Below are 26,927 nucleotides of genomic sequence, written 5' to 3' on the forward strand. Positions count from 1 at the left end.
CTACGGGCGGCATTTGTCCGACACTCCCTCCCCCTTTCGCGGGGCCGCCGGACGAGGCCCGCCCCGGGCCGGGACGGGCCTCCTCGTCGGCGTACGGCTCAGCCGATCTTGGTGATGCGGGTCAGCGCGGGCGGCGCCAGCGGGGAGTTCGCCGTGAGGTAGGCGGTGAAGGCGTCCACGTCGAAGCCGCCGTTCCACGTCCACAGGTCGGTGCCCTTGGTGAACTCGGTGAAGGCGTCGCCGCCCGAGACCAGGAAGTTGTTGGCCGCGACCCGGACCGACTGGCCGTCGGTCACCGCCACGCCGTTGATCTTCAGGTCGGAGATCCGGGAGCCCCAGGCCGCGCTCTCCTTGTAGCTGTAGCTGAGGTTGGACGACGGCTGCAGGATCTTGGTGAATGCCTGGGCGTTCGGGCCGCCCGTGAACTGCTGCTCCAGCACGGTCTTGAGCTGGGCGCCGGTCAGCGTGACCGCCTGCAGCAGGTTGTTGAACGGCTGCACCGCGAACGCCTCGCCGTACGTGACGACCCCGTCGCCCTCACCCGCCTCGGAGCCGGCGTAGGTGAGGAGCGTCCGGACGCCACCCGGGTTCATCAGGGCGATGTCGGCGTTGCCGCCGTCCTTCTTGGCCGCCGCGAGCTGGGCGTCCGCGATGACGTCGCCGAGCGCGGTCTCACCGCTGCCCCCAGCCGGGACGCCGTTGGAGATGTCCGCCGTGATCTTCCCGACCGGCGCGTTGGCCTTGGTGGCGACGGCCGACTTCCAGTACGAGACGAGCTTCTCGATCTTGGGGTCGGCGGCGTACTTGGTGATGTTGAGACCCTTGTTGGCCTCGCCGTCCACGGCGACGACCTTGTTGTCCACAGTCACCGAGGAGCGGATGACGTCCCGGGTGGTCTTGTCCACCTGGAAGTCGATCTGGGTCATCACGCGGCCGAAGGAGGACCCCTGCGTGAAGTAGCGGGTGTTCCCGGCCGGGTCCTTCGTCGTGCAGATGTAGGCCTGGTGCGAGTGGCCCATGACGACGAGGTCCACGTCGGCGCTGAGCTTCGTGGCGATCGTCCTGCCCACGCCGGTGGTCAGCGGGCAGGCGTCCGGGCTCTGGTTGGCGGCGACGGAGTCGCCCTCATGGACCAGGGCCACCATCGCTTCGACACCGCGCTTCTTCAGCCAGGCGGCGGCACGGTTGCCGGCCTCGACCTCGTCCTGGAAGGTGAGCCCCGCGATGCTCGCGGGCGTCACGATGGACGGGGTGGTCTTGGTCACCAGGCCGATGTAACCGATCTTGATACCGTTCACCACGCGGATCGCGATGGGCGGCAGTGGGGTCTTCCCGTCGTCGTCGACGACGTTGGCCGCGATGTAGTCGTACTTGGAGCCCTTCCACTTGCCCGCGGGAGAGCAGCCGTCCGTGGGGTGGCAGCCGCCCTTCTGCAGGCGGAGCAGCTCGTTCAGTCCCTCGTCGAACTCGTGGTTGCCGACGGAGGAGACGTCGAGGCCGAGCTCGCCGAGGACCTGCACGGTCGGCTCGTCGTGGTAGGCCGCCGAGAGCAGCGGCGAGGCGCCGATCAGGTCGCCGGCCGCGACCACGTCGGTCTGGCCCTTGATGGTGTTCTGCTTGATCGCGGTGGCCAGATAGGCCGCACCGCCCGCCGCCTGTACGGTCACGCCCGTCTCATTGACGATGCGGCCGCTCGACCCGGTGGGGGTCTCCAGGTTGCCGTGGAAGTCGTTGACGGTGAGCAGGCGGATCGGAACCGGCTTGGGCTTGGCGGCGGCCGGCGCGGCGGCCGCCGGCTGCACGGCCAGCGCCAGTCCAGCCGCCGCGGCGATGCCCGCCACCGCGAAGCGCAGAGGGGTGCGAGAGGTCATGGAACAGGACACTAGGACCGTGACCTTTACATGAGATGGCGAAGAGACAACGATTCGCCGCTCATGTTGATGGCGGCTTTTGCCACTAGACGGAACAGAGGTGTGCGACGTGGACGTGCGTGTGGTGGCTGGAGGACGACTCGATGACCGGCAGGTCGCCGACGTCCTGGACCTCGTCCGGGAGGCCACGGAGGCCGACGGGATGCGCCCGCTGAACGAGCATACGATGTTGCAGGTGCGCCACGGCGCCGACCTGGGAGCCCGGGCCGTACTCCTGTACGACGGCGACACGCTCACCGGATTCGCGCACCTGGACCCCGCCGACCCGGTCGAGGGATCCGGCGGGGAGCTGGTCGTCCGCCCGTCGCTCCGCCGCCGCGGCCTCGGACGGCGGCTGCTCGACGCGGTGCTCGCGGAGACCGAGGGGCGGGTCCGCATCTGGGCGCACGGCGACCACCCCGGCGCCACCGCGCTCGCCGCCTCCGCCGGGCTCACCCGCGCCAGGTCGCTGTGGCAGATGCGCCGACCGCTGGACGCGCCGCTCCCCGCCGTGGCCGTGCCCGACGGCGTACGGCTGCGCACGTTCGCCCCGGGGAAGGACGAGCACGCGTGGCTCGCGCTCAACGCCCGCGCCTTCGCCGCGCACCCCGAGCAGGGCGCGTGGACGATCGAGGACCTGGAGCTCCGCGAGCGCGAGCCGTGGTTCGACCCGGACGGCTTCTTCCTCGCCGTACGGGACGACTCCCTCGTCGGTTTCCACTGGACCAAGGTCCACGGCGGCGAGGGGCAGGACGCCGAGCCCGTCGGCGAGGTCTACGTGGTCGGCGTGGACCCCGCCGAGCAGGGATCGGGGCTCGGCCGCGTGCTGACGCTCACCGGGATCGAACATCTGCGCTCGCGCGGCCTCGCCCAGGTGATGCTGTACGTGGACGAGGAGAACCGGCCCGCGATCAGGCTGTACGAGTCGCTCGGGTTCACCCGGTGGAACACGGACGTGATGTATCGCCGCTGAGCCGCCCGTGGCGTCCCGGACCGGTCCTGTCGGGGGCCGGTCCTGTCGGGGTCGCTACTCCACGATCCAGTGCAGACCGAGATAGGCGAGCGCGGACACCAGCGCGGCGGCGGGGATCGTGAGCACCCAGGCGGTCACGATGTTGCCGGCGATCCCCCATCGCACGGCCGAGAGGCGCTTGGTCGCGCCCACACCCATGATCGCGGTGGTCATGGTGTGGGTGGTCGAGATCGGCGCGCCGAATCCGATCGCGGCCGTGTAGAGGACCGACGAGGCCGCGGCCTCCGCCGCGAACCCGCGCGGCGGGTCGAGGTGGATGATCCGCCGTCCCATGGTCCGCATGATGCGCCAGCCTCCGGCGTACGTGCCGAGGGAGATGGCGGCGGCCGAGGCCGTGATGACCCACTCGGGGATGTCGGCGTCTGGGGAGATGTAGCCGCCGACGACGAGCGAGAGGAAGATGACGCCCATCGTCTTCTGCGCGTCCTGCAAGCCGTGGCCGAGCGCGATGGCGGCCGCGGACACCGGCTGGACGAAGCGGAAGCCCCGGCTGGTGCGATGCGGGTTGGACTTCCGGAAGATCCACAAGATGGCGATCATGACGATGCCGCCCAGCCCGAACCCGATGACGGGCGACACGACCATGGGGATGACGACCTTCTCCACCACGCCCGACCAGTGCACGGTCGCGCTGGCGGCGAGGGCGGAGCCGACCAGGCCACCGATCAGGGCGTGGCTGCTGGACGACGGCAGGCCGAAGTACCAGGTGATGAGATTCCAGACGATCGCCCCGATGAGGGCGCCGGCCACGACCACCAGGCCGTGCGCGCCATTCGGCGCGTCGATGATCCCTTTACCGACGGTCTGCGCGACCGCGGTGCCGAGGTGCGCGCCGATGAAGTTCATCACGGCGGCGAGGAGCAACGCGATCCGCGGGGTCAGCGCCCGCGTGGAGACCGAGGTCGCGATCGCGTTCGCGGCGTCGTGGAAGCCGTTGGTGTAGTCGAACACCAAAGCGACGGCGATGACGCCGATGACAAGTGCGAGCTCCACTTAGCTTTCCTTGACCGCGATCGACTCGATCGTGTTCGCCACGTGCTCGAACGCGTCGGCGGCGAGCTCGAGCTGCTCGATGACCTCACGCATCTTCATGACCATGAGGGCGTCGTACTCGCCGCTGAAAAGCTTGGCCAGCAGCCGGCGATAGACCTGGTCGGCCTGGTTCTCCAGGCGGTTGATCTCGATCCAGTACTCGTTGAGGTTCTGCATCGAGCGCAGCCGCGGCATGGCGTCGGCGGTCAGCTCGGCGGCCCTCTCCAACACCTCCACCTGGCGGACGACCTCTTTGGGCAGATGGTCGATCTGGTAGAGGACGATCAGGTCGGCGGCGGCCTCCATGTAGTCCATCACGTCGTCGAGGTTCGAGGCGAGGCGGTAGATGTCCTCGCGATCGAACGGGGTGATGAAGCTCTCGTTGAGGCGCTTCATGATCGCGTGAGTGCGCTCGTCACCCGCGTGTTCGCAGGCCCGCATCTTGTCGGCCAGGGCCTCCCGGTCCGACCCGTCACTGATGATCTCTACCAGCAACCGGGATGCGGTGACGAGGTTGTTCGCGGAGTCGGCGAACAAGTCGTAATAGCTGTCCTCACGGGGCGTGAGACGCATGCGCACGTCATTCTCCAGAGGTGAGGTGCGGGGGTGGTCCGCAGAGAAGAGTACGGGTAACCGGATGGGATGCGAACTTAAGGGTATGCATGCCTGCTCGTAACAAGCTCATCGCTGCCCCGTAGTCATCTGTTAATGCATAGACGCTGGTGAAGCGCGGTGCCTCCGGTGAGGCGGTGGCTCATATCTTCGTGCGGTGGAAGTTCAGGAACGACCGGCTCGGCGTCGGCCCGCGCTGCCCCTGGTAGCGGGAGCCGTACTGGCGGGAGCCGTACGGGAACTCCGCGGGCGAGCTGAGCCGGAACATGCAGAGCTGGCCGATCTTCATGCCCGGCCACAGCTTGATCGGCAAGGTGGCCACGTTGGACAACTCCAGGGTGACATGCCCCTCGAAGCCCGGGTCGATGAAACCCGCCGTCGAGTGGGTGAGCAGGCCGAGGCGGCCCAGGCTCGACTTGCCCTCAAGCCGGGACGCGATGTCGTCGGGAAGGCTGATCACCTCGTATGTGCTGGCCAGCACGAACTCGCCGGGATGCAGGATGAACGGCTCGTCGCCCTCCGGCTCGACCAGGCGGGTGAGATCGGGCTGCTCCATGGCCGGATCGATGTGCGGGTACCGGTGGTTCTCGAACACCCGGAAGAACCGGTCCAGCCGTACGTCCACACTGGACGGCTGGATCATCTCCGGTTCGTACGGGTCGATCTTGACCCGTCCGGTCTCGATTTCGGCACGGATGTCACGGTCGGAAAGCAACACGCGTGCAAGGGTAACCGCCCCCACTCCGCCCTGGTCGCGGGCATCCACAGGAAGCACCGCGGCCACTCCAGCCTCGGAAGCCGGTCGAACGCCTTCGAGGTCGCGGCGTCCGGTCCCAGGAAGGGGAGGCCGTCAAAACTTCTCGCCCTCGGAGGCATCACCATGCCGAGTTTCCGCTAGAGTGTTGGACGCGGTCGCTCCTCAGAACGACCGATGCGGGTGTAGTTCAATGGCAGAACATCAGCTTCCCAAGCTGACAGCGCGGGTTCGATTCCCGTCACCCGCTCCACACTCAAAGGCCCAGGTCAGGACGTGAATCCGGACCCGGGCCTTGATTGTTTTCTGAGCTGATTGATCTTCGCGTGCCATTAACGTGCCATTAGCTCTGATCAGCCCACCGGGACCAGGACCTCACCGGAGCCACGGTCCTCGTCGTCATCGCACCCGGTGATCTGTCGCTCGATCGCATCCGTGATCGCCTTGTCCGCCCCGCGTACCGCGTGCTGATAGATCATGGCCGCCCGCACGTTGTCGTGCCCCATCCGCGCCATGAGCGTCCTTGAGACCCGCACCGGACTCGGCCGCCAGCATGTTGCCAGTGTGACGAAGGTCATGGAAGTGAAGACCCGGCATCCCCATCTCCTTGACCACGTCCACCCAGCGCGTACGCGTGTTGAAGCCACTCCGCCGCAGCGCCCCACCCTTGGCGCCAGGGAAGAGCAACGCGCCCGGCTCGTCCTGGACATAGGTCACGATGTGCTCCTTGAGCGCCTGGACGACGGGCTGCGGGAGACCGACGATCCGCCGTTCCGCCTTTGACTTGGGCGGCCAAGAACCAACTCCCCTGTGGAGCGCTCGATGACGGGCCTTAGCGGGCACCGCTGGGAGGCCCCTGGGGCGGCTGGGGAGCCGAATAGGGGAGCCGGCGCACGGTCCGTCTTACCCGAACCCTGGAGACCCGCCAGCATCACGACGGGTGGCGTCTTGGCGTGCCGCAGCCGCCGCGTCCCTGAGGGACGGCGCGGTCAGGAGTTCTTCGTCTTCTTCCTGGTGAAGAGTGCGAGACGGATCGAGCCGAACCGTCTGGCCGGCCCGCTGGTGAAGTCGCGGCGAAGTGCTTGGAGGCGAGGGTCGCTCGCGTACTTGGGCACGAGGTTGGGCGAGATCAGCCACACCCGCTGCAGGCTGGCCGCAGCGGCGGTGACCTCGGCGGGGGTACGCGGCTCGTACACGCCGGGCGCGTTGGTCAGGTCGATGAGGTGCTCGTACGGCGCCCCGTACACGCTGACGAAAAGGCGATATCTCTGGGGGACGTAGAGGGCGCCGTCTCCGGGGCGCTCCTCCATGGCGAGGACGGCGGCCAGCGATCGCAGGTCATCGGGGCGGCTATTCGGCTCCCGGATCGCCACCTGGGTTCCCGCCGTCAGCGCTCCGACGAGCACGATCGCCACCGCGGGCACCGCGTACGCGAGGCCTCCCCGGAGTGCGGACGCCCCGCGCTGCAAACCGATCCCGGCGAGAAGCGCGAGGGCCGGTACCACGAAGAGCACGTAGCGCGGGCTGTAGATCGGATACACCTGAGAGATCAGGAAGAAACCCAGGAGCGGCAGGACGACCCACAGCATGAGCACGGGGGTCGTCCGCGACCGCCAGGCACCGTAAGCGGCAAGACCGAGGACCACCACCGCAGCGGCGGCGTTCCCTGCGACCTCCTCGAAGAAGGCCCCGATGTCTCCCCAGCCCGGCGGGTGGACCCAGAAGAGCTGTGCCTCACGCTCTCCGGAGGCGATGGCCACGAGCGGGAGCAGGGCGACGCACGCAGCCGCGACCGAGATCACCCAGGGCAGAACACGACGGGGCCGCGCCAGCCAGACGGCCAACGCATGGGCGGGAAGCAGGAGCAGGGCGTAGAGATGAAAGCAGCCCAGCAGGAAGACGCTCACCGCGTAAGCGGCGAACCGGCGCTTCAAGGGATCGCTGAGCGCGGCGACGAGAAGCCACGTGGCCAGGACGGCGACCGCGCTGACGATGGCGTAGCTCCTGGCCTCCTGGGCGTAGCGGTCCGCCATGGGCAGCAGCGCGTAGATCAGGCCTCCATACAGACCGGCCAAGGGCCCGGCGAGCCGGCGCCCCAGTGCGGCCACGCCGAACGCCGCCGCGCCGAACGCGAGTAGCGACGGGAGACGCAGCAGGAACTCTGATCCTGTGGATGTGGAGAATGGCCGCAGAAGGATGTAGTACAGCGCGTGGACGGCGTCGATGTCCCCGATCAGCTGGCGCAGATATGACAGCGGCAGCCGGGCGACCACTCCCGAGACGGACTCGTCCCGCCACAGCGACGGAACGGTGATCCGCCAGCTCCCCAGGGCCAGAGCCACGATGGCCGGCACCCACACGGCCGCCGTGTCCCGGCGGCCCCTTCCGACGCGCTCGCCGGGTGAATCGATGGTGGTCCCGGCCGAGGATGAGGCGTCGGTGGAGTCAGGTGAACGTAAATCAGACGCGCTGTCCATGGGCAAACGGTAATGGGCCGCGGTGGCGCTCGTGCCGAATACAACCGTGACCATGCCGCCGTGGGCGGGTCGTATGTAGGACAGGTCAGGCGCGGGCGTGGGGGACGGCGATCATGGTCAGCGCGTGCTCGACAAGGGTCCCGCCCGAGGCGTACAGGTCGAGGCGTTCGATCATGCGGCCGATCAGTGCTCGGTGATGGTCCTCCACAAGGTCACATTCTTGATCGCCGTGCAATTAGCGTGCAATTAGACAGGGTGACGAGGGGGCAATCACGGTCACTCAGGACCGACCCCAGCCGCAGGTCAACGCCCCTACGAGCCATGATCCATGCGATTCCCAAGCTGACAGCGCGGATTCGATTCCCGTCACCCGCTCCAACCGCGAAGGCCCAGGTCAGGGAATACTCCCCAACCGGTTCTTGATCATTTTCTGAGCCGATCGATCTTCGCGGGCCATTAACGGGCCATTAGTTCGCGATCAGCCCACCGACCCCGCCGAGCCGTCATCCCTCATCGCGTCCGATGATCTACCGCTCGATCGCGTCCGTGATCGCCCTCTCGGCCCCGCGTACCGCCTGCTGATAGATCATGGTCGCCCGCACGTTGTCGTGCCCCATCCCGGCCATCAGGTCCTTGAGCCCTGCTCCGGACTCGGCCGCGATCATGTTGCCGCCGTGACGAAGGTCGCGGCGAGCGCCCTCCTTTCGCCGGGCGAGGTTCTATCCCCGCCGGGTCAGACGAGGCGGGTGACTGTGCCGGCGTCAATCGAGTAGTACGCGCCGATGACTTTGAGCTCGCCCTTGGCGACGCGAGGAGCGAAGAGCTTGTCCTTCTTGAGCTGGTTCACCACGTCGACGGTGTTGATGCGGATCATCTTGTCGACGTCGCCACCCGAACGCGTGTAGGCCGAACGCAGGGCGACAGCGATCGCGCTCAGCTCGCCAGGCAGCTTCTTGTGCTCGTGCAGCGATTCTGCGGCGGCCGTGACGGCCCCACAGCGCTGATGGCCGAGCACGACGACGAGCGGGGTGCCGATTTCGGCTGGGCCGTACTCGGCGGCACCTGTCACCAGCGGGTCAATGGTCTGCGCGGCGGTCCGTATCACGAACAGGTCGCCCAGCCCGGTGTCGAAGACCAACTCGGGGGGGACCCGCGAGTCGATGCACGAGAATACGACCGCGAACGGGTTCTGCTTCTGCGCCACCTCCCTGCGGCGATCGGCATCCTGGTGCGGGTGGGTGGCGGTGCCGTCCACCCAGCGACGGTTGCCCTCGCGCAGGGTTGCCCACGCCTGGTCCGGGGTGGCGGGACCCTGGTCCGGCGCGGTCCCGTTCGACGGCTGAGCGGTGCGGGCGAATACGGCGGTGCCCGCAGATACCGCACCGGTCAGGAGGCCTCCGGCGACGATGCCGGCGCGCAGGAGGGCTCGCCGATTGATCATGCGATTTGGCGTGCAACAGGAGGTGCCGCCATGCCGACACACCAGGCGATGCAACGCTCAGTACGCTCTATGCTACATATAGTCACATTTGCCACGATACACCCGCTTCGGCTGGCGAGGGTGAGGGCGATGTAGGTGCCCACCTGGTAGTGGTCCGACTGCCGGACGCGGACGCTGGTCCTTCACACGGATGAACTTCTCGGCGCACACGTGTTGCAGTCTCGCGAGACGAACGGATCCTCCGAGGGTAGTCGTCCTGTTCCTCGTGATCGCCGCGCTTGTCGGTGCCGACCGACCAGCGCGCAAGCCCATCAGTTCCAGAACTGGATCTTGTACAGCTCCACCCGGGCGATTGCGTAGGGGAAGCCGGCCTCCTGTTCGGTCTGAAGGATCTTGGTGGCCACCCGTGCAGACCAGGTCGTGTCACTCCGCCCCAGGTCGAACTCCACATCGTGTGCGTAGCTGGACGCCCACGCTCCGGCGCCGACCAGCCCCGACTTCGACAGGAGCCGCCCGGTCCACAGCTCTTTCCAGGCGTCCACCGGTGGAGGCTCGTCCCACAGCTCGAACCGGACATGCGCCGTGTCGGTGTATGCGCTTGTCACCTGGATGACGAGCCCGTCGTCGCCCGCAGCGACCCGGTCATCTCCTGGTGGTTCGATCTCCCCGTTGACCGCCGATCCCGCCAAACGGCCGTTGATGACCTCGGCCACGCTGAAGACTCCGTATTCGGGACTCACTCCGTCTGTGACCGCGCGAAGGGGGGTACTCATGGTTTCCATCTTTCTTCGATCTCCGTCCGCGGATTCCCAACGCGGTGATCACGAGGAGCGGGAGAAGGAGAGCCAACTGTAGTTGATCTAGACCAGCATGCGCTGATCGTAATGATCGGCCGCAGCTCGGACAGATTCTCGCTCGTGATCCACTTGGCCTCCATGCTGAAGGCCACTCCGGTTGGAGGCGCCGCACAGGAAGAGCCAGGCCGCTAGCTGATCGTCGTGCAATTAGCGTGCAATTAGGCAGGGTGACGAGGGGTCAACCACGGTCACTCATGACCGGCCCCATGCCCAGGTCAGCGCCCCTAACAGCCGTGATCCATGCGATTCCCAAGCTGACAGCGCGGGTTCGATTCCCGTCACCCGCTCCACGAGCGAAGGCCCAGGTCAGGGAGTAGATCCCCACCCGGGCCTTGATCATTTCTGGGGTTGTTCGATCTTCGCGGGCCACGTGATCAGCCCGTCGGAGCCAGCAGCTCGGCCAGGCCGCCGCTCTCATCGTCATCGCGTCCGACGATCTTCTCAGTCGCCGGTAGGACCCAGTCCTCATGAACGATGTCGTCCCCCTCTGTACTCTCTGTAGACGGGGAAGGGAGCACGCCATGACCGCGCAACCGCACGACTTCATGCCCAGCGAGACGCTGTTGCCGGAGAAGAACCTTCGAGCCATACGGGCCGCCCTTGTCGTCCCTGAGGACCGCGAAGCCTTCGATGCGGGGTTGAAGGCGGTGCTCGATGAGGTCAGGGTGAGCCTTGACCTTGCGGCACTGAACACATTCGTGCATCGCTGGTGGATCTCCGCCTGCGACTCCGCACGAGACCCTGAAGGCCGTCGGCAGATGCATGCCCGCGCCAAGCAGATTCTGGCCGGCGAGCCCGCCCCCGCGGGGAAGCTGTGGCGCGAGATCCTTACCGCTCGCTCGTGCTGATTGATCTTCGCGTGCCATTAACGTGCCATTAGCTCCGATCAGCCCACAGGAACCCGGACCTCACCGGAGCCACGGACCCTTGTCGCCATCGCGCCCGGCGATCTGTCACTCGATCGCATCCGTGATCGCCTTGTCCGCCCCGCGTACGGCGTGTTGATAGATCATGGCCGCCCTGACATTGTCGTGCCCATCCGCGCCATGAGGTCCTTGAGGCCCACCGGACTCGGCGGCCAGCATGTTGCCAGTATGACGAAGGTCATGAAAGTGGAGACCAGGGAGACCCATCTCCTTGACCGCGTCCCCCCAGCGCGTACGGGTGCTGAAGCCGCTGCGCCGCAACGCTCCACCCTTGGCGCCCCGGGCCGTCACCGCACCACGCAGCGCCGTAGTCAGCCTCCTCGCCGACATCAGCGCCACGCCGCCGCCTGAACCTGCGCTCCACCACCGGCCAGTTCATCATGATCTCGGCTGCTCGGCTACTGGCCTCTGGCATGATCCGCCACATGCGAACTCGGCTCTTCTTCGTACGTCACGGGGACTCTGTCCACCAGAAAGAAGGCGTGATAGGTGGACCCAGAGGATGCCGCGGCCTCACCGACATTGGACGCGAACAGGCCGCGCTACTTGGCCGGCAGATCACCGCCGACATCGGCAGCGACAAGACGATCATCTACTCCTCACCCCTGCCACGAGCCGTGGAGACAGCCGCCGCGATTTCAACGATCAGCGGCCTACCCTCATCACAGGACTGCGGACTCTGCCCACCGTCATCCTCGTCGGCCACGCCGAGACGGTCGAGATCTCGTTCAACGCTCTCGGACTACTGCCGGTCCATCGCCCCTTCGACCTGAAGGTGCCCCCCGCCTCGATAACAGAATGGGTCACCGACCAAGACCCCACACAGTGGCCACCCCCCAGATGGACACTCGTTCGATTCAACGAAACCCGGCGCAGCTCACAATGCGAGTAGGTACATAAGGGCTTATATCCACCTTCGACGCATGAGCGTCAGCTAGATCACACTGGAGATACGACCTAGCGCTGCGCCACCGTATGAACCGTTCATCACTGAAGACTTGGATGTCGGTAATCGACCCGAAGGCCCGGTCGCGGGAGGGCCACGACAGTAGTCTGCCCGGATGGCCGTGACCGACTTCTCGTATAGCGCGTTTGAGCATTCCCGTGGGTACCAGGATGCCGCCACGCGGCTGTCCGTACGGAACCGGCTAGTGCCCCCCATGTCTGGCAGCGAACTGTGGGGCTGGCTCGGCCCGCTGATCGTGGCGCTGTTCGGCGCCTTCCTGCGTTTCTACCGCCTCGGCACGCCCAAGGCGGTCGTCTTCGACGAGACGTGGTACGCGAAGGACGCCTTCTCGACGATCAAATACGGCGTCGAGCGCGCGTTCGTCGACAATGCCAACGATCTGCTGGTCGCCGGCAATACCGACATCTTCAAGCACTGCGACAAGGTGGACGAGTGCGCCGGATACGTGGTGCACCCGCCGCTGGGCAAGTGGATGATCGGTGTCGGCGAGCTGATCTTCGGGATGAACCCGTTCGGCTGGCGGTTCGCCACCGCGCTGGTCGGAGCGATCTCGATCTTCGTCCTGGCCCGGCTGGCCCGCAGAATGACCCGCTCGACCGTACTTGGCTGCCTGGCCGGGTTCCTGCTGTCGCTGGACGCGCTGCACTTCGTGCTGTCCCGTACGGCGCTGCTGGACAACTTCCTGATGTTCTGGGTCCTGGCCGGGTTCGCCTGCCTGGTGGTCGACCGGGACAAGGTGCGGGAGGCGCTGTCCGAGTGGCGCGAGTCCGCCGCCTCGCTCGATGTCGGTCCCCGGCTCGGCTGGCGGCCCTGGCGGCTGGCGGCCGGACTGTGCCTGGGCGCGGGCCTCGCCACGAAGTGGACCGCAATCCTGTTCATCGCCGCCTTCGCGGTCATGGTGCTGCTGTGGGACGCGGGCGCGCGGCGCGCTGTGGGGCTGCGCCGGCCGTACCGCGAGACCCTCCGGCTGGACGTGCCGTTGGCCGCGGCGTGGACGGCCCTGGTGCCGGCCATCGTTTACGTCTCCTCGTTCGCGGGCTGGTTCGCCTCCGACAAGGGGTACGGCCGGAAGTGGGAGCAGGCCACGTCGAGCGGCCCGGTCTTCTTCGTCTTCGACTCGCTCCGTTCGTGGCTGAGCTACCAGCTTCAGGTGCTGAGCTTCCACACCGGGTTGGAGGAGACGCACCCCTACCAGTCCGAGCCGTGGAGCTGGCCACTACTGCTGCGTCCTGTGGCGTTCTTCTACGAGTCGCCCAAGACCTGCGGCGCCGACCGCTGCTCGTGGGCCGTGCTGGGCACCGGAACCCCGGTGATCTGGTTCGGCGGCCTGGCCGCGATGATCGGCATGATCACGTGGTACGTGGCGACCCGCGACTGGCGGGCCGGCGCGGTGCTGCTGGCGTACGCCGCGGGCTGGCTGCCATGGTTCTACTACGCGATCGCCGACAACCGGACGATGTACCTGTTCTACGCGCTGCCGATGCTGCCGTTCATGATCCTCGCGATCGTGCTCGCCTGCGGCCTCATACTTGGGCCGGCTGTACCAGGCAGGCGGCGACTGATCGGATCTATAGCTGTCGGCGCCTTCGCGCTGTTCGCGCTGGCCAACTTCTGGTGGCTCTATCCCGTCATCAGTGGTGAGGTCATCCCCTACCAGGACTGGTACGACCGAATGCTTTTCAAGAATGGCTGGATCTAAAGAGGACTTTCGTCGAGAAGACGGCGCCTGATCTGGCCGGACAGCGCATATCTCGTGTCGGGTTCGATTCCCGTCACCCGCTCCACGAGCGAAGGCCCAGACCAGGGAGCACATCCCAACCCGGCCCTTGATCACCTCCACGGCCTTCACTCGAGTGCCAGGTCAGCCGATCATGAGGAGCCGCCACGCTATCAGCGGTCCGATGTATTACTCGGGCCGGCGCGATCAGGTCGCGGCCAGCGGTGCGCCGATCTGGATGTCGAAGTACGCCACCAGATCATCTCCATCGACAGTGCCCCGACGCGCGTCGATGATCACAACCGTTCCGACCACGATGCCGGCGAAGCTGGTGCCGGATCGCCGGGACTGTTCGATGCGCTCCGTGACCGGACGGCGGACCACCTCGGTAAGAAAGGCGTCACTACGGCGGAGCGCACTCACCTCACCCCATCTCAGGCTCGCGAAGGTCGCCAGCAGGACCAGGGCGCGGAACCGCCGGTCCTGCGTGCAGTCGGCCCGGCCATTCATGCCCATCTTCCACAGCGCCCGCTCGGCATCACCTCTTGTCGTGAAGACCTCGGGATGGCTGCGCATCTCGCCGTGCCGCTGGAAGCTCAGCCGGTAGGCACGGTTCCTGAGCTTGCGAACGTTGCCGACTGGACGACGGCCTACCCTCTCGGCCAGCTCGAAGACCTGGGCCACAGTGAGCACCGGGCGTTCCTCGGGATGCTCGTCGCCGGCCCCGCGGATCCGGCACGGGTTGGCGGGGATGATCTAGTTGTCCTTGACGGCCGTCATCAGCACCGCCCGCAGCAGCCGGTACGCCTTGGCCGCCATCGAAGCCGACACACCATTGCCGAGTGTTTCAACGAATCGTTGACAATAGACTGTTCATGGTCCATCCTGGGCGCATGTCCGAAGATCCATTCACTCCGCAAAATCCCGATCAGGTGCGGGCGCACCGCGTGTACGCCGCCCTCGCCCGCATCGCCGAACGGCACGCAGCGACGCGAGACCAGCGCGATCGTCAGGTCCATCCACAAGTCCTCGGCGCGCATGAGGCTGTCAGGCTGGTGTCGTTCCTCGCCGCGGGGACTGCACAGCACGACGACGACGAGCCGGAGGTCGACCAAGCCGACATCACCGCCGCACTCACCCTCATCCCGCTCGTGCGGGCCGAGATGGACCAGTTGGAGGCCGCCCTGCTGCTTATCGCACGAGGCCGTGGCCTCACTTGGCAGGAGATCGCCTTCGGGTTAGGGCTCGGTACCGCCCAGGCAGCCCAACAACGCTATGAACGGCTGGCCGGCCGTGTGGAGGCGAGCCAGGCGTAGTTTGCTTGGGCGATCAAGCGGCGGCGCTCCACGCCGCCTCGCGGCCCTACGTCCGCCCGCGGCCGGGCGTGTGCGTACTCGTTGATACCAAGGTCCCGCGCGACGCGCGAGACCGGTTTGCCGGTCTCCTTGACGATGCGCATCGCTCCAGCCCGAAACTCCGGATCAAAGCGGCGCCTCGTGGTACCTGCCACGACCAAACCTCTCCCGGTTCGGTCTCCACGCTAGGAGGGAAGCTCAGGGCGGATATCCACTGGTCGCATGGCTTCGATGCCTGTAGAACGCAAGTCTTTGGGAGTCCCCGTGGGAGCCGCCCGCACCCGGCTGAACGATCAGGAACCGAGTTGGACGGCCCTGAACGGCCAGATCGTTGACAACCAGTACGGTGAACGACTCTAAACAATCCTGGAGGTCGTTTGGGACCTACGGATCAGAAGGTGCGCGCCCGTTGCGTGCCCGTTCGGTTGGTGTCCCCCGTGGACCGTTCGACGAAGGCCGCCCGAATACGCACCGTCTCAGCGTCAAAGGCGGCGCTGCGCGCCGCCTCGCGGGCCCGCGCTTGCGGGCCGCCGCAGAATGTATGCCGAGCACAAAGTAGGCGAAACTCGTGACATGGCTGGACTGAGCCCCGGCTCTGCGGGGGAACTGACCGATCCCGACGGTCGCACCTGGCAAGTGCGGAGGCGCAAGCTTGACCCCAGGACTGTCCGAAGCCTGATGCGTCGCCGCGATGTTCCGGTATTGCTAGGCGAATCCGGCGGCTTTGACTTGCGGTGGGTCATAGACGAGGATCGGGGCGCTCTGTCGGAGCTGGTACGCCGGAACTATGCATTCATGGTTGAGTCTGCGGCCTCTGACATCGTGTACATGGGCTACGAGTTCGGCGATGAAGCTGGGCAACGTCTGCTCTACATCGAGGAATGGTGCTGAGGCTCGGGGGGCTCGCGGGCATCCGCCGGCCGCGCCTCTCCCATCACGTGGGCTAGCGTTCTTGTGCCTTCCGCGGGGAACTCCGGCTCCGGATGATCACCAAGGCCTACTCATCATGGCCCGCCGTAGCGGGCTGAGGTAGGGGCCTGATCACCCCGCCCGCCATCCAGCTCGATCTTCCGTGCCCGTTACGTGCCCGATCCGTTTGGATCCCGCTCCAGGCAGATAGCCTTCTCCCCGTGGACGACCTTCGGCTCTGGAACAGCCAGGACCTCATCATCGGAGCTGTCCTCACCGCTTCACTGCTCGCATTGCCTACCGTCATGGTGACGGTGTTCTGGATACTGCGCCGCCGTAAGGACTGATCACCAAGAGATGCCTCCGGCGGAGGCCTCCGGCTCCGGGGTGATCGCCCGCGCACGAAGGAGGACCGTAGGTGGTTGCGGAGGCTGATCGTCCGCCAACGTCGCCCAGGACAAGCCGAAGACCGAGAACCAGCTCACCCGTAGAGCGCTCGATGAAGGCCGCCCGGACGCCTACGGTCCCCGCATCGAGATCGATGTCACTACGGCGGAGGCGCTCGCCTCAGCGCCTCCCTACGGCCCGAGCTACCCGCCGCATGAGCAAGTGCCGTGTGGCCTCGTCCGTCAGCGGTTGAGCCCCTTGCGGTAGCGCAACTTCCTGATTGGCAGGACGTCACTGCGGTCAACGACGAGCGCACCATCGTGATGCCAGCCATTTCGCTCGTAGAAGGAGCGTGCTCGCGTGTTTCCTTCGAGGACCCAGAGGGTTGCCTCGGCATATCCGGCCGACGACATTGCGCCAAGGACGGCGATGATCAACGCTTTGCCCACACCGGTGCCCCAGACCTCGGGGAGCGTGTAGATCGAGCCGATCATGCCCACCTGCACGGAGTCGTCGTCCTCGTCGTCGGTGGGATAGAAACGCGAGTATCCAACAACGCGGTCCGTCTGCTCGACGAGCAAGGTGCCTGCCCGCGCGCCCTCGAAATGGGTCAGCAGGCCTTCCCACGTCTTCGCCAGCGTCTCGTGGTCGAGACCGTCCAGGTAATCGTCCGACAGAAGCCCACGGAAGGCCGCATGCCATGATGCCCTCTGGACCCTGGCCAGGACCGGGGCATCTTGCTGCGTGGCGAGTCTGATTCGATCCGTCATGTGATCTTCTCCATGGCGTCGTCTCTTCGTGAAGGTAGGGGCCTGACTCCTGTCCCCCGTCGACCCGGGACAAGCCGAGCAGACCAGAGCCAGGGGTCAAGGTCGTTCGTCCGTGGGCGCTCCACCTTGCCCCCTGGCCCTGTCCTGCTGCCCCTGCGGGCGGGTTGACGGCATACGGAATGACCAGTCGGGCGGTCGTATGCGTGGGCACATAACCGTAGACACTGACAGCGTGAACGATCATCCTGACGTGGCCGCACCTCCCCCACTCGCCCCTCCGTATCTGGCCGCGACTACAGAGCCGCGCGATCATGGCCCCTGGATCACCGACTGACCGTCCGGACATACGACAACGGGGTCGTAATCGGGGGAGACAAGATCGCACTTCGCTCTCTTGCTGAACTTCTTCTCACACTTTCCGAGTCCGATACACCCTTGAGCGCGCACTTCCATCTAGAAGTATCAGCAGGACAACTAACGCCTGGTTCGGTGAACCTCGTGCTCGATCACGCTGAATGGAACCAGTGACCGTCGGGCCATTAGCGGGCGATTAGGCAGGGTGACGAGGGGTCAACCACGCTCACTCCCGCCCCGAGGCTCACCTCAGCCGGGTGTGCAGGAGGCAGAATTCGTTGCCTTCCGGGTCGGCCAGGACGTGCCAGTTCTCGGTGCCGGTCTGGCCGACGTCGACGGGCTTGGCGCCGAGAGCGAGCAGCCGCTCCAGCTCGGCGTCCTGGTCGCGGTCGGTGGGGTTGACGTCGATGTGCAGTCGGAGCTTCCCGGTCCGCGGGTCGCTGCTGGGGCTGAGGACGAGGGTGGGCTGCAGGCCGCCGAAGCCGGCGTCAGGCGGCCCGATCTCGATGCTTCCGTCGTCCTCCCGGCCGAGTTCGACGTAGCCGAGAACCTCGCTCCAGAATGCGGCGAGCCGGTCGGGGTCGGCGGCGTCGATGACCAGCTCACTGATGCGGCATGCCATGCCCGACAGTGTACGTAGACAACCCTAGAATCGATCATCGTCCGGCCGCTGTCGCTTCGCGATGGGCCGACGGCATACGGGATGCGGGCATACGGGATGCGCTGAGGGGAAAACGTGCGGGCCGCACTCGCGCGAAACGTCGTAGGGACTATGGACGCGATCGCCGAACACGCGGACGCCGCCGAACTCCACGTGCTGAAGAACCCCCGCGGAGTCGAGCGGTTCCTCGCCCGGGCGAACGAGGCCTTGCCTCGGCCCTGGGTCGTGTCTGACAAATCAAGCCCTGCTGCGCGCGGCCCAGACGGCGCCTCGCTGCGTTGTCGTCGCCCTCGTCGTTATCGCGCCCGATGACCTGTCGCTCAATCGCGACGTGATCCCCTTGTCCGCGCCGCGTACGGCGTCCTGATAGATCATCGCGGCCCTGACGTTGTCGTGCCCCATCCGGGCCACCCGGTCCTGGAGCCCAGCGCCCGACCCGGGGGAGCATTGCGCCTGCGGGTCAAAGGTGAGAACGAGTGAGTGGCTCGGCGAAGCCTAGACTTGCGCCATGCCGATCCACCTGAGCCTGCTCGACGGTGTGCGGTGGCGGGGGCAGCCGGTGGTCGGCGAAAGGTCTCAGGCGCTGCTCGCAGCCCTCGCACTCGCCTGCCGCACCGTGAACGCGGACCGGCTCGTCGCGGACGTGTGGGGGGACGACGAACCGGCCAATCCAGCGAAAGCGCTGCAGGTCCTGGTGTCTCGGACCAGGTCGGTCGTGGGGTCGGAGGCGCTGGTCACGGAAGGGGGCGGCTACCGGCTCGAGGTTCCGCCCGGCCGGATCGACGCCGGCCGGCTGCACGATCTGGCGGGCCGGGCGTGGGCGCTGCTCGTCGAGAATCCGGCCGCGGGGGCCGCGGCGGCGGAGGAGGCGCTCGCGCTGGGCGTCGGGGCGCTGCCACCGGAGGGCGCCGGCCCGCTGGCCGAGGTGCGCCGGCGCGCAGAACGCGACCTGACGTACGCGCGGCTCGTGCTCGCCCGGGCCCGGAGCCGGAGCGGCGACCACGGCCCCGCCCTACCCGGGCTCGAGGAGGCCGTGCGCGTCCACCCCGAGGACGAGGGGCTGCTCGCCGACCTCCTGCGCAGCGAGGCGGCGGTGCGCGGGACGGGCGCCGCGCTGGACCGCTTCGAGCGCTACCGGTCGGACCTGCGTGAGCGGGTCGGCGCCGACGTCGGCACGGAGCTGCGGCGGGTCCACCAGGAGCTGCTGGCGCTCGACAGCCCCGTACGTGTCGGCGTGCGGTTCGACACGACCCCGCTGCTCGGCCGCGACGACGACCTCCGACAGGTACGGGCGCTGCTCGCCGCCTCCCGGGTGGTCTCGGTCCTCGGCCCGGGCGGGCTCGGCAAGACCCGGCTCGGCCATGCCGTCGCCCGCGAGGCCCCGCAGCCGGTGGTGCACTTCGTCGAGCTGGTCGGCGTGACCGCGCCCGAGGACCTGGTCGGCGAGGTCGGGTCGGCGCTCGGCGTCCGCGACTCGGTGACCGGGCGCCGCACGCTCACCCCGCAGCAGCGCGCCGATGTCCGCGCCCGGATCGCCCAGCAGCTCGACTTGGCCCCGACGCTGCTGGTGCTCGACAACTGTGAGCATCTGGTGGAGGCGGTCGCCGACCTGGTCGCCTATCTGACCGCGACCACGCGGGAGCTCCGCGTCCTCACCACGACCCGCTCGCCGCTGGCGATCGCCGCCGAACGCGTCTACCCGCTGCCCCAACTGGGAACCGGCGACGCCGTCGAGCTGTTCCGCGACCGCGCGACCGCGGCCCGGCCCGGCGTACGCCTCGACGAGGAGGACGTGCGCGCCGTCGTGGCCCGCCTGGACGGCCTTCCGCTCGCGATCGAACTGGCCGCCGCGAAGGTGAGGGTGATGTCACCGGTCGAGATCGCCCGCCGGCTGGAAGACAGGTTCGCGCTGCTGCGCGGCGGCGACCGGAGCGCGCCCTCACGGCACCAGACGCTGCTCGCGGTGATCGACTGGTCCTGGAACCTTCTCGGTGAGCGGCAGCGCCGCGCCCTGCGCCGCCTCGCGGCCTTCCCGGACGGCTTCGCCCTCGACGCGGCGGAGGAGGTGCTCGGCGGTGACGCTCTCGGCGACGTCGAGGAGCTCGTGGAGCAGTCCCTGCTCACCGTCGTGGAGACGGCCGACGGCGTCCGGTACCGCATGCTGGAGACGGTGCGCGAGTTCGGCCGGGTGCGGCTGGCCGCGGCCGGCGAGACCGCCGAGGCGCGGGCCGCCGTGCGCGCGTGGGCCGTCGGTTACGCCGACCGGCACGGTGTGCGGCTGTACTCGCCGGAGCAGGTCGACGCGGTGGACCGGCTGCGTTCGGAGGAGACGAACCTCGCGGACATCCTGCGCGAGGCTCTCGCCGACCCCGACCCGGAAGCGGTGGTGGTGCTGTTCTCCGCTCTGGGCGGCTACTGGACGATCCGCGGAGAGCATCCGCGCGGCATCGTCCTCACCCCGGCCCTCACCGCCGCGCTGACCGGCTGGACACCACCGCTCCGGCTCCTCGACCGCACCCGGGTGGCCCTGAGCATGGCGCTGTTCACCACCGTCATCGTCTCCTCCGAAGAGATCGGGGGGCTGGCACAGATGTTGTCCGCGCTGGGCGCCGACTCGGCGAACCCGGGCGTCCGGGCGCTGGTGACCGCGCTGCTCACCACGGTGGCGGACCCCGAGAACGGCTTCGACACGCTGATCGCCGATCCCGACCCCGTGATCCGCCAGATCGCGCTGCACTGGCTGAGCCATGGCCGGGAGAACGTCGGCGACCCGGTCGGCGCGATCGAAGCGGCCCGGGCCTCCCTCCAGCTCGTCGGTGACGACGGCGGTCCCTGGCTCCGGGCGGTGCTGCACACCCAGCTGGCCGGTCTGTACGCGCACGTCGGTGACTCCGCGTCGGCCTCCGGGCATGCCGCCGAGGCGCTCCCCGTGCTCGAACGCCTCGGGGCGGTGGACGACGCCATCCAGCTCCGCGCCGCCCTCGCCATGGCGGCGCTCACTGAGGGGCGCCGCGACGAGGCCTCGCGGATGATCGACGACCTGGAGGCGCTCGTTTCCGAGGGCACCTACGGCGCGGTCCTGTCGGTCGCCGTCGGCAGAGCCCAGCTGGCCCTCGTCGACGGCGACATCGCCGAGGGACTGCGGCAGCACCGCCAGACCGCCGAGATGCTCCGGAACCTGCGCGTCCCGGGCACGCCGGACGGTTTCACAACGTGGACCCTCCTGGGCGAGGCCATCGCGCTCTCGGCGTTCGCGCAGTACGGCGAGGGCGACGACGGCGTGGACCTCTTCGAGTCGCTGCGAACCAAGGTCCGGCTCACCTTCGACCTGGACCACACGTTCAGGGACTACCCGGTGGTGGGGATGGTGCTCGCCGGGCTGGGCATCTGGGGCCTGCTGAAGGGGGCGCTGCCCGCCGAGGAGGCCGTCCGGCTGCTCGTGTTCGCCGACCGGTTCGCCTACAACCAATTCACCCCGACGATCCAGTGGTCGGTACTGTCCGCGCACGCCGAACGGATCGCCCCCGGCGTCATTTCGCGGATCGAGGACGAATACGGCGAACGACGCGGCCCCGACCTGCTGGCCGAGGCCCGTACCGTCCTGGGGCGAGTCATCTGACACCGTCTACATCTTGCGGGAGTACGAGCGGACCGCCAGTGGAGCGAAGATCGCGACGACGGCCACGCAGCCGATGACCGCCCAGCCGACCTCGGCCGTCACGGCCCCGTCGTTGAACAGGTCGCGCACCGCGGAGACGACGTGCGACACCGGGTTGACCTTCACGAACGCCTGCAGCCACCCGGGCAGCGTCTCGGCGGGGACGAAGGCGTTGGACAGGAACGTGAGCGGGAACATGATCATCATCGAGATGCCCTGGACGCTCTGCGCGGAACGCGCCATCGTGCCCAGCCAGGTGAAGATCCACGCCAGTGACCAACCTGAGATCACAGTGAGTGCGACGCCCCCGACGCAGCCCAGCACACCGCCGCCGGGACGATAACCGATGGCCAGGCCGCTGGCGAGCGTCAGCACCGACGCGATGCCGTACCGGATCAGGTCGGCGATCATCGGCCCGGCCAGGGGGGCGATCCTCGCGATCGGCAGGGACTTGAAGCGGTCGAACACCCCCTTGTCCATGTCTTCGCGCAACTGCACGCCGGTCGCCATGCAGACGGTCAGGGCCGTCTGGGCGAGGATGCCGGGGATCAGTACCGGGAGGTAGTCCGACACGCTGCCGGAGATCGCGCCGCCGAAGATGAACGCGAACATCGCGGTGAACAGCAAAGGCTGGATGAGGACGTCGAAGAACTGCTCGGGCTTGCGGCGCATCTTCTTCAGGGCTCGCCGCGCCATCGCCAGGATCTGGATCCAGGTCTCCTGGACGGAACTGCGGGACGTGGTGCGGGCGACCGCGGCGGACGGATCGACGCGCCGAGGGTTGTGGGTGGTCGCGGTCATGGTGCTCGTGGTGGTCATCGGGCCGCCTCCATCTGGGGTTCGTCGTCGGCGCCGTGGCCGGTCAGCGCCAGGAAGACCTCGTCCAGCGTCGGTTTGGCGACGCTCACCGAGGAGATGCCGAGGCCTGCTTCCCGCAGGCCGATCAGGACGTCCGCGGCCCGGTTGGGATCGGGGAGGGGGATGTTCATGCGTCCTGATTCCGGGGTCAGGACCGGCTCCTCGCCCAGCAGTCGGCGGACGACGTTCGCGGCCAGGGCGATGTCGGAGCCGTCGGCGAGGCTGAGCTGCAGGGTCGAGTCGCCGACCTGGGTCTTCAGGGCGTCGGGGGTGTCCTCGGCGACCTTTCGGCCTCGGTCGATCACGGCTACGCGGTCGGCCAGCTGGTCGGCCTCGTCCAGGTACTGGGTGGTGAGGAGGATCGTGGAGCCGTCGGTGACCAGCTCGCGGATGGTGTCCCACATCTGGCCCCGGGTTCTTGGATCGAGACCGGTCGTGGGCTCGTCCAGGAAGATCAGGGGCGGGCGGGTGATCAGGCTTGACGCGAGATCCAGGCGGCGGCGCATGCCACCGCTGAACTGCGACAGGGGACGGTCGGCCGCCTCCTGGAGGCCGAAGCGTTCGAGTAGCTCGCCGGCGATGGCCTTGGCCCGGGTGCCGGGCAGGCCTTGTAGACGGGCGAACAGCCAGAGGTTCTCCCGGGCGGTCAGGTCCTCGTCCACCGAGGCGTACTGGCCGGTGACGCCTACCAGCTGTCGGATGCGGTGGGGTTCCCGCCGGACGTCGACGCCGAAGATCTCCGCGTGGCCGCCGTCGATCGGGAGCAGGGTGGCGAGCATCCGGAGCGTGGTGGTCTTACCTGCTCCGTTGGGGCCCAGGACTCCGAAGATCTCGCCTTGCCGTACGTGAAGATCGATTTCATCCACGGCCCGGAAGTCTCCGAAGTTCTTGACCAGACTCTCGGCCCGGACGGCACTGAGGTCCGCCATGACGCGTCTCCTCTCTCCGCCGGGTACCTCCCGGCGTCCGAGGAGAGCTTCCGCGTTGTCGGCTTCATCGCGGCTTCACGGTGGTTTCGCCTCCGATCTGCCGGTTTCACCCGCGGCCCTCATCGCGGTCGGCCCGCCCCACCCGGTTCCGCATCGAAAGAGGTGAACCATGGTCACTAGGACCGGCACTCTGCCCAGCTCAGCGCCCTATCAGGACGTGATCGATGCAGCTCCCATCTGTCAGCGCCGGTTGGATTCCCGTCATCCGCTCCGCTCTCGAAGCGTTCACTGCTCTCTGGCATCGTCAACGGGGTCAAGAAGGCCACAGGCTTGCACGATCTCTCCGGACTCGACCAGGTCACGAACCGCAGCCGCCATTCCCACGAAGCCGGCCTCCCTGATGATGATCAGGTCGGAGCACCAGAAGTACCGGCCGCCGAGGGACTCGCCTGTACGTGCATCCTTGTCCATGAGCTTCTGAATCACGTCCAAGGTCATGAAGGTCGCGTATCTGCGGGAGCCGTCGGGAAAGGTGATCGTGGCGTCCGCCTCTCTGGCCGTGTCCGGCGCATAGCCTTCCCAAGCCGGAATGGTCATCTCAAACCGAGGGTCTGCGATCGTGTAGAAGGCTCCGTCGAAACTGATCACCGCTCCGCCTCTCTCTGATCCTTTGTACGAATATCTCCATGTCGAAACCAGCCGCGCCTGATCACCTCGCCCGCCATCGTCGCAGGGCAAGCCGGGCACCGGCCGCCGATCGACGGCACACGGGGTGATCAGGCAGGCGAAGGCTTGCGCACCGCGCATGAGAAAGTGACCTCGTGGTGGACTCTCCTCCTGGACTCATCAACCACTGGCTCGCGGTGTGGGAGCTGAACAGCTTCTACGCCCGTCAGCCCGAGCAGGGTGAAGGACAGCGAATGTGGGCGGAGACGGCCATGTACGCGCTTGGCAGAGCTGAGGCCGCAGGTTTGGACGCGATCACCGCCAATGTGAGCCGATTCCACCTGCGCGCAGGGTTGATCGATGACCTCGGCCCCACGGGCTCATCCCTTTGGAACCCCGACGCACTGGCCGCGGACATCCTGGCTGCCCTTCCTCTGCGAAGAGAACGAGCCGCAACATGGGCCGCCAACTGGCAACAGCGGCCCCGATCGGAGATCCTGACCCTCCGTCAATGCAAGAGCCTGCTGGCGCCAGCTCAGAGCATCCGCGGCTATCTGTCGAAGACGCCCACGACAACGGAGCTTGATGAGTGGTTGGGTCTCCGAGAACAACTTCCTTAGCTGATCGAGCAGGGGCCCGATGCGTAATCGCCACCGGGCCATTAGCGGGCCATGAAAAGGACGGCGATCGTCCCGAGTGCCAGGAGGCAGGTCAGCGACCGCCCAGGTGCCCCCGTCTGCGATGGCGCGGCAGCGCACCTGGGCGGCCACGACGTTGAACAGCAGGTCGGTGGCGTGACGGCCGGGCTCGGCACGTTCAATGCGCTGAGCTGGACCGGACAAGGACGCCACACCGGAGACCGCGTCTGCGGTGCACCCGAGCAGCCCTTGCCACCAGCTCATGGGTTCACCGTTCGCGCTCCATCCACAAGACCCTCCCCGTTGATCAGCTGGCGAGCGCTGCCGGAACCAGTGCGATCCTCGCCGGCCGAGGCGAACGGGTCTTCGCTATGTGCCGGTCCAGCACACCAAACGAAGGAACCTGCCGTCAGGCCGGGGCGGGGACCGGGGTGGGACCAGCGTCCTTGCCTCCCTCCTCGATCGCGGATCCGACGATCTCGCAGCCCGCCAGATCCATTGCCGCACGAACGAGGTCCTCCTCCACCGCGCGATTCGTGAGAACGCTGACCTTTCCGGCGGCGGGATCCACCTCCACACCTACGATGCCGGGCACCCTGATGAGGTCGGCCTTGATCGCGGCCACGCAATGCTCGCAGGTCGCGGAGGACAGACCAGTGACGTGGTAGCCGACCAGGCTGTAGGCAATGGTGATCACACCGATCTCCCTAGATCGAGACGTGAATGGGGAGGCGTTCCTGTCGATTCCGCCGCCAAAGAGCCTGCCCCAGTCCAGAGGCGAATGGTGGTGGACGAGGCTTCCGGAGCACGCCATGGCGTGAATCAGCCATCCCGGGCATTGATCGTCCGAATTTGGTGGGAGAAGCGCCCGGTGTCATCGTTGTCGCACCCTCGATACCGAAACGGGAGTGCCGGGGCCGGTGACCGATGCGTCTCATGCCGAGAAAGAGCGCCATGTCCGAATGCTGTACGCCCGGATGCACGAGCAGGGCGAATCCCTCGCGGAGGCCACAGAGCAACTCGGATTGTCAGTCGACGATCTCAGGCAGGCCCAGGACGGCCTGGTACGCCTCGGCCTGCTGGACATCGAGACGGAGACCACCGTCGACGCGGCCACGGCGCTGGCCCGCGGCCTTCAGCACAGCCACCGCGCACTGGACCGGCTGGTCGAACAACACGTCATGGTCGCCTCCCTCGCGCAGAACTACCTCGGGTTCACACGGCATGCGAACGACGACCTCCGCGTCGAGTTCTACGAGCGCGAGCGGTTGGCGGCGCTCAACAACCGGATCGACGAACTGGCGGACCTGGCCCAGCTGGAAGTGATGACAATGCACCCGGCGGCGACCTGGACTCCGGAGCAGCTGGACACCGGCGACGCCCGCATCAGGCGCCGCATGGGCCGAGGCGCGGGAGCGCGATCTGCACGCCCAGGTGATGCTCTCCAACCCGATGTTCCGCGACCGGCTGCGAGCACGGAGGGACGAGGGGATGGAGGTCCGGGTCGCGCCGGTGATCCCGACCCGGATGCTCATCTATGACCGGCAGGTCGCGGTCATGCAGGCCGACCCCGAGGATCTGGAGCGCGGCGCCGTACTGATCCGCGGACGTGACGTGGTCAGGTCTCTCGCAGCGCTTTACGACTTCTGCTGGACGAACGCGTCCGAGTTGATCGACGTCCCGCGCTCCGCGGACGACGCGGCACTCACCGAGCAGCAACGAGCCGTGCTGCGCCAACTTGCCGCCGGTGCCAAGGACGACGCCATCGCCCGCAGCCTCGGTGTCTCGACGCGTACGGTGACCCGCCTGGTGGGTGAGCTCACGACGATGCTCGGAGCAGGCAGCCGGTTCCAGGCGGGGGTGCGCGCGGCTCGACTCGGCTGGCTCGACTGACGAACCGGGTGTGACACGGCGAACTCCCCGCCGGCACCCATCTCCCATAGCGAACGGCGGCCCCCGGAACATCTCCCAGGAACCGCCGTTCACCCTGCTTCACCCTGCTTCTACTTGAAACCG

The 26,927-nt window shown here is 67.3% G+C and carries 31 protein-coding genes, 1 tRNA gene and 1 pseudogene; 14 read left to right on the forward strand and 19 right to left on the reverse strand.

What is annotated here, in order from left to right; translation table 11 throughout:
- Positions 1–98 precede the first annotated feature (98 nt).
- Positions 99–1,871, reverse strand: coding sequence for a bifunctional metallophosphatase/5'-nucleotidase (locus AWQ68_RS02890; RefSeq protein WP_157544793.1), 1,773 nt, complete (start codon positions 1,869–1,871; stop codon positions 99–101).
- 115 nt (positions 1,872–1,986) lie between these two features.
- Here AWQ68_RS02890 and mshD point away from each other — a divergent pair, with 115 nt between their 5' ends.
- Positions 1,987–2,883 carry a mycothiol synthase gene (gene mshD, locus AWQ68_RS02895; RefSeq protein ID WP_373281488.1) on the forward strand — a complete coding sequence of 299 codons (897 nt, stop codon included), beginning with the start codon at positions 1,987–1,989 and terminating at the stop codon, positions 2,881–2,883.
- Positions 2,884–2,937: 54 nt separating this feature from the next.
- Here the strand turns inward: mshD and AWQ68_RS02900 are convergent, their stop codons facing one another.
- The 3 genes from AWQ68_RS02900 to dcd form a co-directional block, all read right to left on the reverse strand.
- Complete coding sequence (locus tag AWQ68_RS02900) at positions 2,938–3,936, reverse strand: inorganic phosphate transporter (protein ID WP_066933966.1); 999 nt, start codon at positions 3,934–3,936, stop codon at positions 2,938–2,940.
- Positions 3,937–4,554, reverse strand: a complete 618-nt coding sequence (locus AWQ68_RS02905) for a DUF47 domain-containing protein (RefSeq protein ID WP_066933969.1) — start codon at positions 4,552–4,554, stop codon at positions 3,937–3,939. It lies immediately after the preceding gene.
- 175 nt (positions 4,555–4,729) lie between these two features.
- On the reverse strand, positions 4,730–5,305 hold the full coding sequence (gene dcd, locus AWQ68_RS02910; RefSeq protein WP_066933972.1) for a dCTP deaminase: 576 nt from the start codon (positions 5,303–5,305) through the stop codon (positions 4,730–4,732).
- A 215-nt stretch (positions 5,306–5,520) separates the two neighbouring features.
- Between dcd and AWQ68_RS02915 the strand changes: the two genes are divergently transcribed.
- Positions 5,521–5,594, forward strand: a tRNA-Gly gene (locus tag AWQ68_RS02915).
- A 100-nt stretch (positions 5,595–5,694) separates the two neighbouring features.
- Here AWQ68_RS02915 and AWQ68_RS43390 read toward each other — a convergent pair.
- On the reverse strand, positions 5,695–5,856 hold the full coding sequence (locus AWQ68_RS43390; protein WP_169808837.1) for a hypothetical protein: 162 nt from the start codon (positions 5,854–5,856) through the stop codon (positions 5,695–5,697).
- Between AWQ68_RS43390 and AWQ68_RS43395 the strand changes: the two genes are divergently transcribed.
- A complete protein-coding gene (locus AWQ68_RS43395; protein WP_169808838.1) occupies positions 5,855–6,124 on the forward strand; it encodes a hypothetical protein in 270 nt (89 codons plus the stop codon). The two genes, AWQ68_RS43390 and AWQ68_RS43395, sit on opposite strands and share 2 nt — an antisense overlap.
- 206 nt (positions 6,125–6,330) lie before the next feature.
- Here the strand turns inward: AWQ68_RS43395 and AWQ68_RS02925 are convergent, their stop codons facing one another.
- The 5 genes from AWQ68_RS02925 to AWQ68_RS02935 all read right to left on the reverse strand — a co-directional run bounded on the left by AWQ68_RS02925 (position 6,331) and on the right by AWQ68_RS02935 (position 10,032).
- The gene (locus AWQ68_RS02925; protein WP_169808839.1) at positions 6,331–7,683 is read right to left on the reverse strand and encodes a glycosyltransferase family 39 protein; all 1,353 of its coding nucleotides are present in this window, start codon (positions 7,681–7,683) and stop codon (positions 6,331–6,333) included.
- Positions 7,684–7,903: 220 nt separating this feature from the next.
- A complete protein-coding gene (locus tag AWQ68_RS45580; RefSeq protein ID WP_281217585.1) occupies positions 7,904–8,026 on the reverse strand; it encodes a hypothetical protein in 123 nt (40 codons plus the stop codon).
- Between the two features lie 319 nt (positions 8,027–8,345).
- Complete coding sequence (locus tag AWQ68_RS41965; RefSeq protein ID WP_157544797.1) at positions 8,346–8,483, reverse strand: hypothetical protein; 138 nt, start codon at positions 8,481–8,483, stop codon at positions 8,346–8,348.
- A 68-nt stretch (positions 8,484–8,551) separates the two neighbouring features.
- Entirely contained in the window at positions 8,552–9,259 is a 708-nt protein-coding gene (locus AWQ68_RS02930) for a carbonic anhydrase (RefSeq protein ID WP_066933981.1), read from the reverse strand.
- Between the two features lie 311 nt (positions 9,260–9,570).
- Entirely contained in the window at positions 9,571–10,032 is a 462-nt protein-coding gene (locus AWQ68_RS02935; RefSeq protein WP_157544799.1) for a hypothetical protein, read from the reverse strand.
- A gap of 605 nt (positions 10,033–10,637) precedes the next feature.
- Here AWQ68_RS02935 and AWQ68_RS02940 point away from each other — a divergent pair.
- Positions 10,638–10,964, forward strand: a complete 327-nt coding sequence (locus AWQ68_RS02940; RefSeq protein WP_066933987.1) for a DUF6247 family protein — start codon at positions 10,638–10,640, stop codon at positions 10,962–10,964.
- 105 nt (positions 10,965–11,069) lie between these two features.
- On the opposite strand, the gene AWQ68_RS45585 is transcribed toward AWQ68_RS02940, so the two are convergent.
- Positions 11,070–11,201, reverse strand: a complete 132-nt coding sequence (locus AWQ68_RS45585; protein WP_281217586.1) for a hypothetical protein — start codon at positions 11,199–11,201, stop codon at positions 11,070–11,072.
- 266 nt (positions 11,202–11,467) lie between these two features.
- Here AWQ68_RS45585 and AWQ68_RS46050 point away from each other — a divergent pair, with 266 nt between their 5' ends.
- Positions 11,468–11,815, forward strand: a complete 348-nt coding sequence (locus tag AWQ68_RS46050) for a phosphoglycerate mutase family protein (protein WP_218006749.1) — start codon at positions 11,468–11,470, stop codon at positions 11,813–11,815.
- 387 nt (positions 11,816–12,202) lie between these two features.
- A complete protein-coding gene (locus AWQ68_RS02950; RefSeq protein ID WP_245655714.1) occupies positions 12,203–13,708 on the forward strand; it encodes a dolichyl-phosphate-mannose--protein mannosyltransferase in 1,506 nt (501 codons plus the stop codon).
- Between the two features lie 657 nt (positions 13,709–14,365).
- Here AWQ68_RS02950 and AWQ68_RS46435 read toward each other — a convergent pair.
- Positions 14,366–14,536, reverse strand: a pseudogene (locus AWQ68_RS46435) (site-specific integrase); the annotation flags it as partial.
- A gap of 83 nt (positions 14,537–14,619) precedes the next feature.
- Here AWQ68_RS46435 and AWQ68_RS02960 point away from each other — a divergent pair.
- Positions 14,620–15,042: a DNA-binding protein gene (locus AWQ68_RS02960; protein WP_218006750.1), complete on the forward strand. Its 423-nt coding sequence runs from the start codon at positions 14,620–14,622 to the stop codon at positions 15,040–15,042.
- On the opposite strand, the gene AWQ68_RS46055 is transcribed toward AWQ68_RS02960, so the two are convergent.
- Positions 15,000–15,236 (reverse strand): transposase, encoded by a 237-nt coding sequence (locus AWQ68_RS46055; protein ID WP_373281487.1) that lies wholly within the window; start codon positions 15,234–15,236, stop codon positions 15,000–15,002. The two genes, AWQ68_RS02960 and AWQ68_RS46055, sit on opposite strands and share 43 nt — an antisense overlap.
- 418 nt (positions 15,237–15,654) lie before the next feature.
- On the opposite strand from AWQ68_RS46055, the gene AWQ68_RS02965 reads away from it, so the two are divergent.
- Positions 15,655–15,972, forward strand: a complete 318-nt coding sequence (locus AWQ68_RS02965; protein ID WP_157544801.1) for a hypothetical protein — start codon at positions 15,655–15,657, stop codon at positions 15,970–15,972.
- Between the two features lie 239 nt (positions 15,973–16,211).
- Positions 16,212–16,337, forward strand: a complete 126-nt coding sequence (locus tag AWQ68_RS45590) for a hypothetical protein (protein ID WP_281217587.1) — start codon at positions 16,212–16,214, stop codon at positions 16,335–16,337.
- Between the two features lie 282 nt (positions 16,338–16,619).
- On the opposite strand, the gene AWQ68_RS02970 is transcribed toward AWQ68_RS45590, so the two are convergent.
- The gene (locus AWQ68_RS02970) at positions 16,620–17,147 is read right to left on the reverse strand and encodes a GNAT family N-acetyltransferase (protein WP_066934007.1); all 528 of its coding nucleotides are present in this window, start codon (positions 17,145–17,147) and stop codon (positions 16,620–16,622) included.
- Between the two features lie 363 nt (positions 17,148–17,510).
- Here AWQ68_RS02970 and AWQ68_RS46355 point away from each other — a divergent pair, with 363 nt between their 5' ends.
- Positions 17,511–17,675: an Imm32 family immunity protein gene (locus AWQ68_RS46355; protein ID WP_444543157.1), complete on the forward strand. Its 165-nt coding sequence runs from the start codon at positions 17,511–17,513 to the stop codon at positions 17,673–17,675.
- 70 nt (positions 17,676–17,745) lie between these two features.
- Here AWQ68_RS46355 and AWQ68_RS02975 read toward each other — a convergent pair whose 3' ends face one another.
- Positions 17,746–18,123 (reverse strand): VOC family protein, encoded by a 378-nt coding sequence (locus AWQ68_RS02975; RefSeq protein ID WP_066934010.1) that lies wholly within the window; start codon positions 18,121–18,123, stop codon positions 17,746–17,748.
- Positions 18,124–18,670: 547 nt separating this feature from the next.
- Between AWQ68_RS02975 and AWQ68_RS02980 the strand changes: the two genes are divergently transcribed.
- Positions 18,671–21,781 carry an ATP-binding protein gene (locus tag AWQ68_RS02980; protein WP_066934013.1) on the forward strand — a complete coding sequence of 1,037 codons (3,111 nt, stop codon included), beginning with the start codon at positions 18,671–18,673 and terminating at the stop codon, positions 21,779–21,781.
- Positions 21,782–21,787: 6 nt separating this feature from the next.
- Here the strand turns inward: AWQ68_RS02980 and AWQ68_RS02985 are convergent, their stop codons facing one another.
- The 3 genes from AWQ68_RS02985 to AWQ68_RS02995 form a co-directional block, all read right to left on the reverse strand.
- Positions 21,788–22,639, reverse strand: coding sequence for an ABC transporter permease (locus AWQ68_RS02985; protein ID WP_066934016.1), 852 nt, complete (start codon positions 22,637–22,639; stop codon positions 21,788–21,790).
- Positions 22,636–23,607, reverse strand: coding sequence for an ATP-binding cassette domain-containing protein (locus tag AWQ68_RS02990; protein WP_066934018.1), 972 nt, complete (start codon positions 23,605–23,607; stop codon positions 22,636–22,638). Before AWQ68_RS02990 ends, AWQ68_RS02985 begins: the two co-directional genes overlap by 4 nt.
- Positions 23,608–23,892: 285 nt before the next feature.
- Positions 23,893–24,255, reverse strand: coding sequence for a hypothetical protein (locus AWQ68_RS02995; RefSeq protein ID WP_066934021.1), 363 nt, complete (start codon positions 24,253–24,255; stop codon positions 23,893–23,895).
- Between the two features lie 173 nt (positions 24,256–24,428).
- Between AWQ68_RS02995 and AWQ68_RS41975 the strand changes: the two genes are divergently transcribed.
- Positions 24,429–24,893 carry a hypothetical protein gene (locus tag AWQ68_RS41975; RefSeq protein WP_157544803.1) on the forward strand — a complete coding sequence of 155 codons (465 nt, stop codon included), beginning with the start codon at positions 24,429–24,431 and terminating at the stop codon, positions 24,891–24,893.
- A 427-nt stretch (positions 24,894–25,320) separates the two neighbouring features.
- Here AWQ68_RS41975 and AWQ68_RS45595 read toward each other — a convergent pair whose 3' ends face one another.
- Complete coding sequence (locus AWQ68_RS45595; protein WP_084463580.1) at positions 25,321–25,608, reverse strand: heavy-metal-associated domain-containing protein; 288 nt, start codon at positions 25,606–25,608, stop codon at positions 25,321–25,323.
- A 223-nt stretch (positions 25,609–25,831) separates the two neighbouring features.
- On the opposite strand from AWQ68_RS45595, the gene AWQ68_RS43400 reads away from it, so the two are divergent.
- Both AWQ68_RS43400 and AWQ68_RS03010 read left to right on the forward strand, forming a co-directional pair.
- Positions 25,832–26,452, forward strand: a complete 621-nt coding sequence (locus tag AWQ68_RS43400; RefSeq protein WP_169808840.1) for a hypothetical protein — start codon at positions 25,832–25,834, stop codon at positions 26,450–26,452.
- The gene (locus AWQ68_RS03010; protein ID WP_169808841.1) at positions 26,439–26,804 is read left to right on the forward strand and encodes a helix-turn-helix domain-containing protein; all 366 of its coding nucleotides are present in this window, start codon (positions 26,439–26,441) and stop codon (positions 26,802–26,804) included. The genes AWQ68_RS43400 and AWQ68_RS03010 overlap by 14 nt, the downstream gene beginning before the upstream one ends.
- The last annotated feature ends 123 nt before the right edge of the window (positions 26,805–26,927 follow it).

Source organism: Microtetraspora fusca (assembly GCF_001570365.1).
Lineage (GTDB): Bacteria > Actinomycetota > Actinomycetes > Streptosporangiales > Streptosporangiaceae > Microtetraspora > Microtetraspora fusca.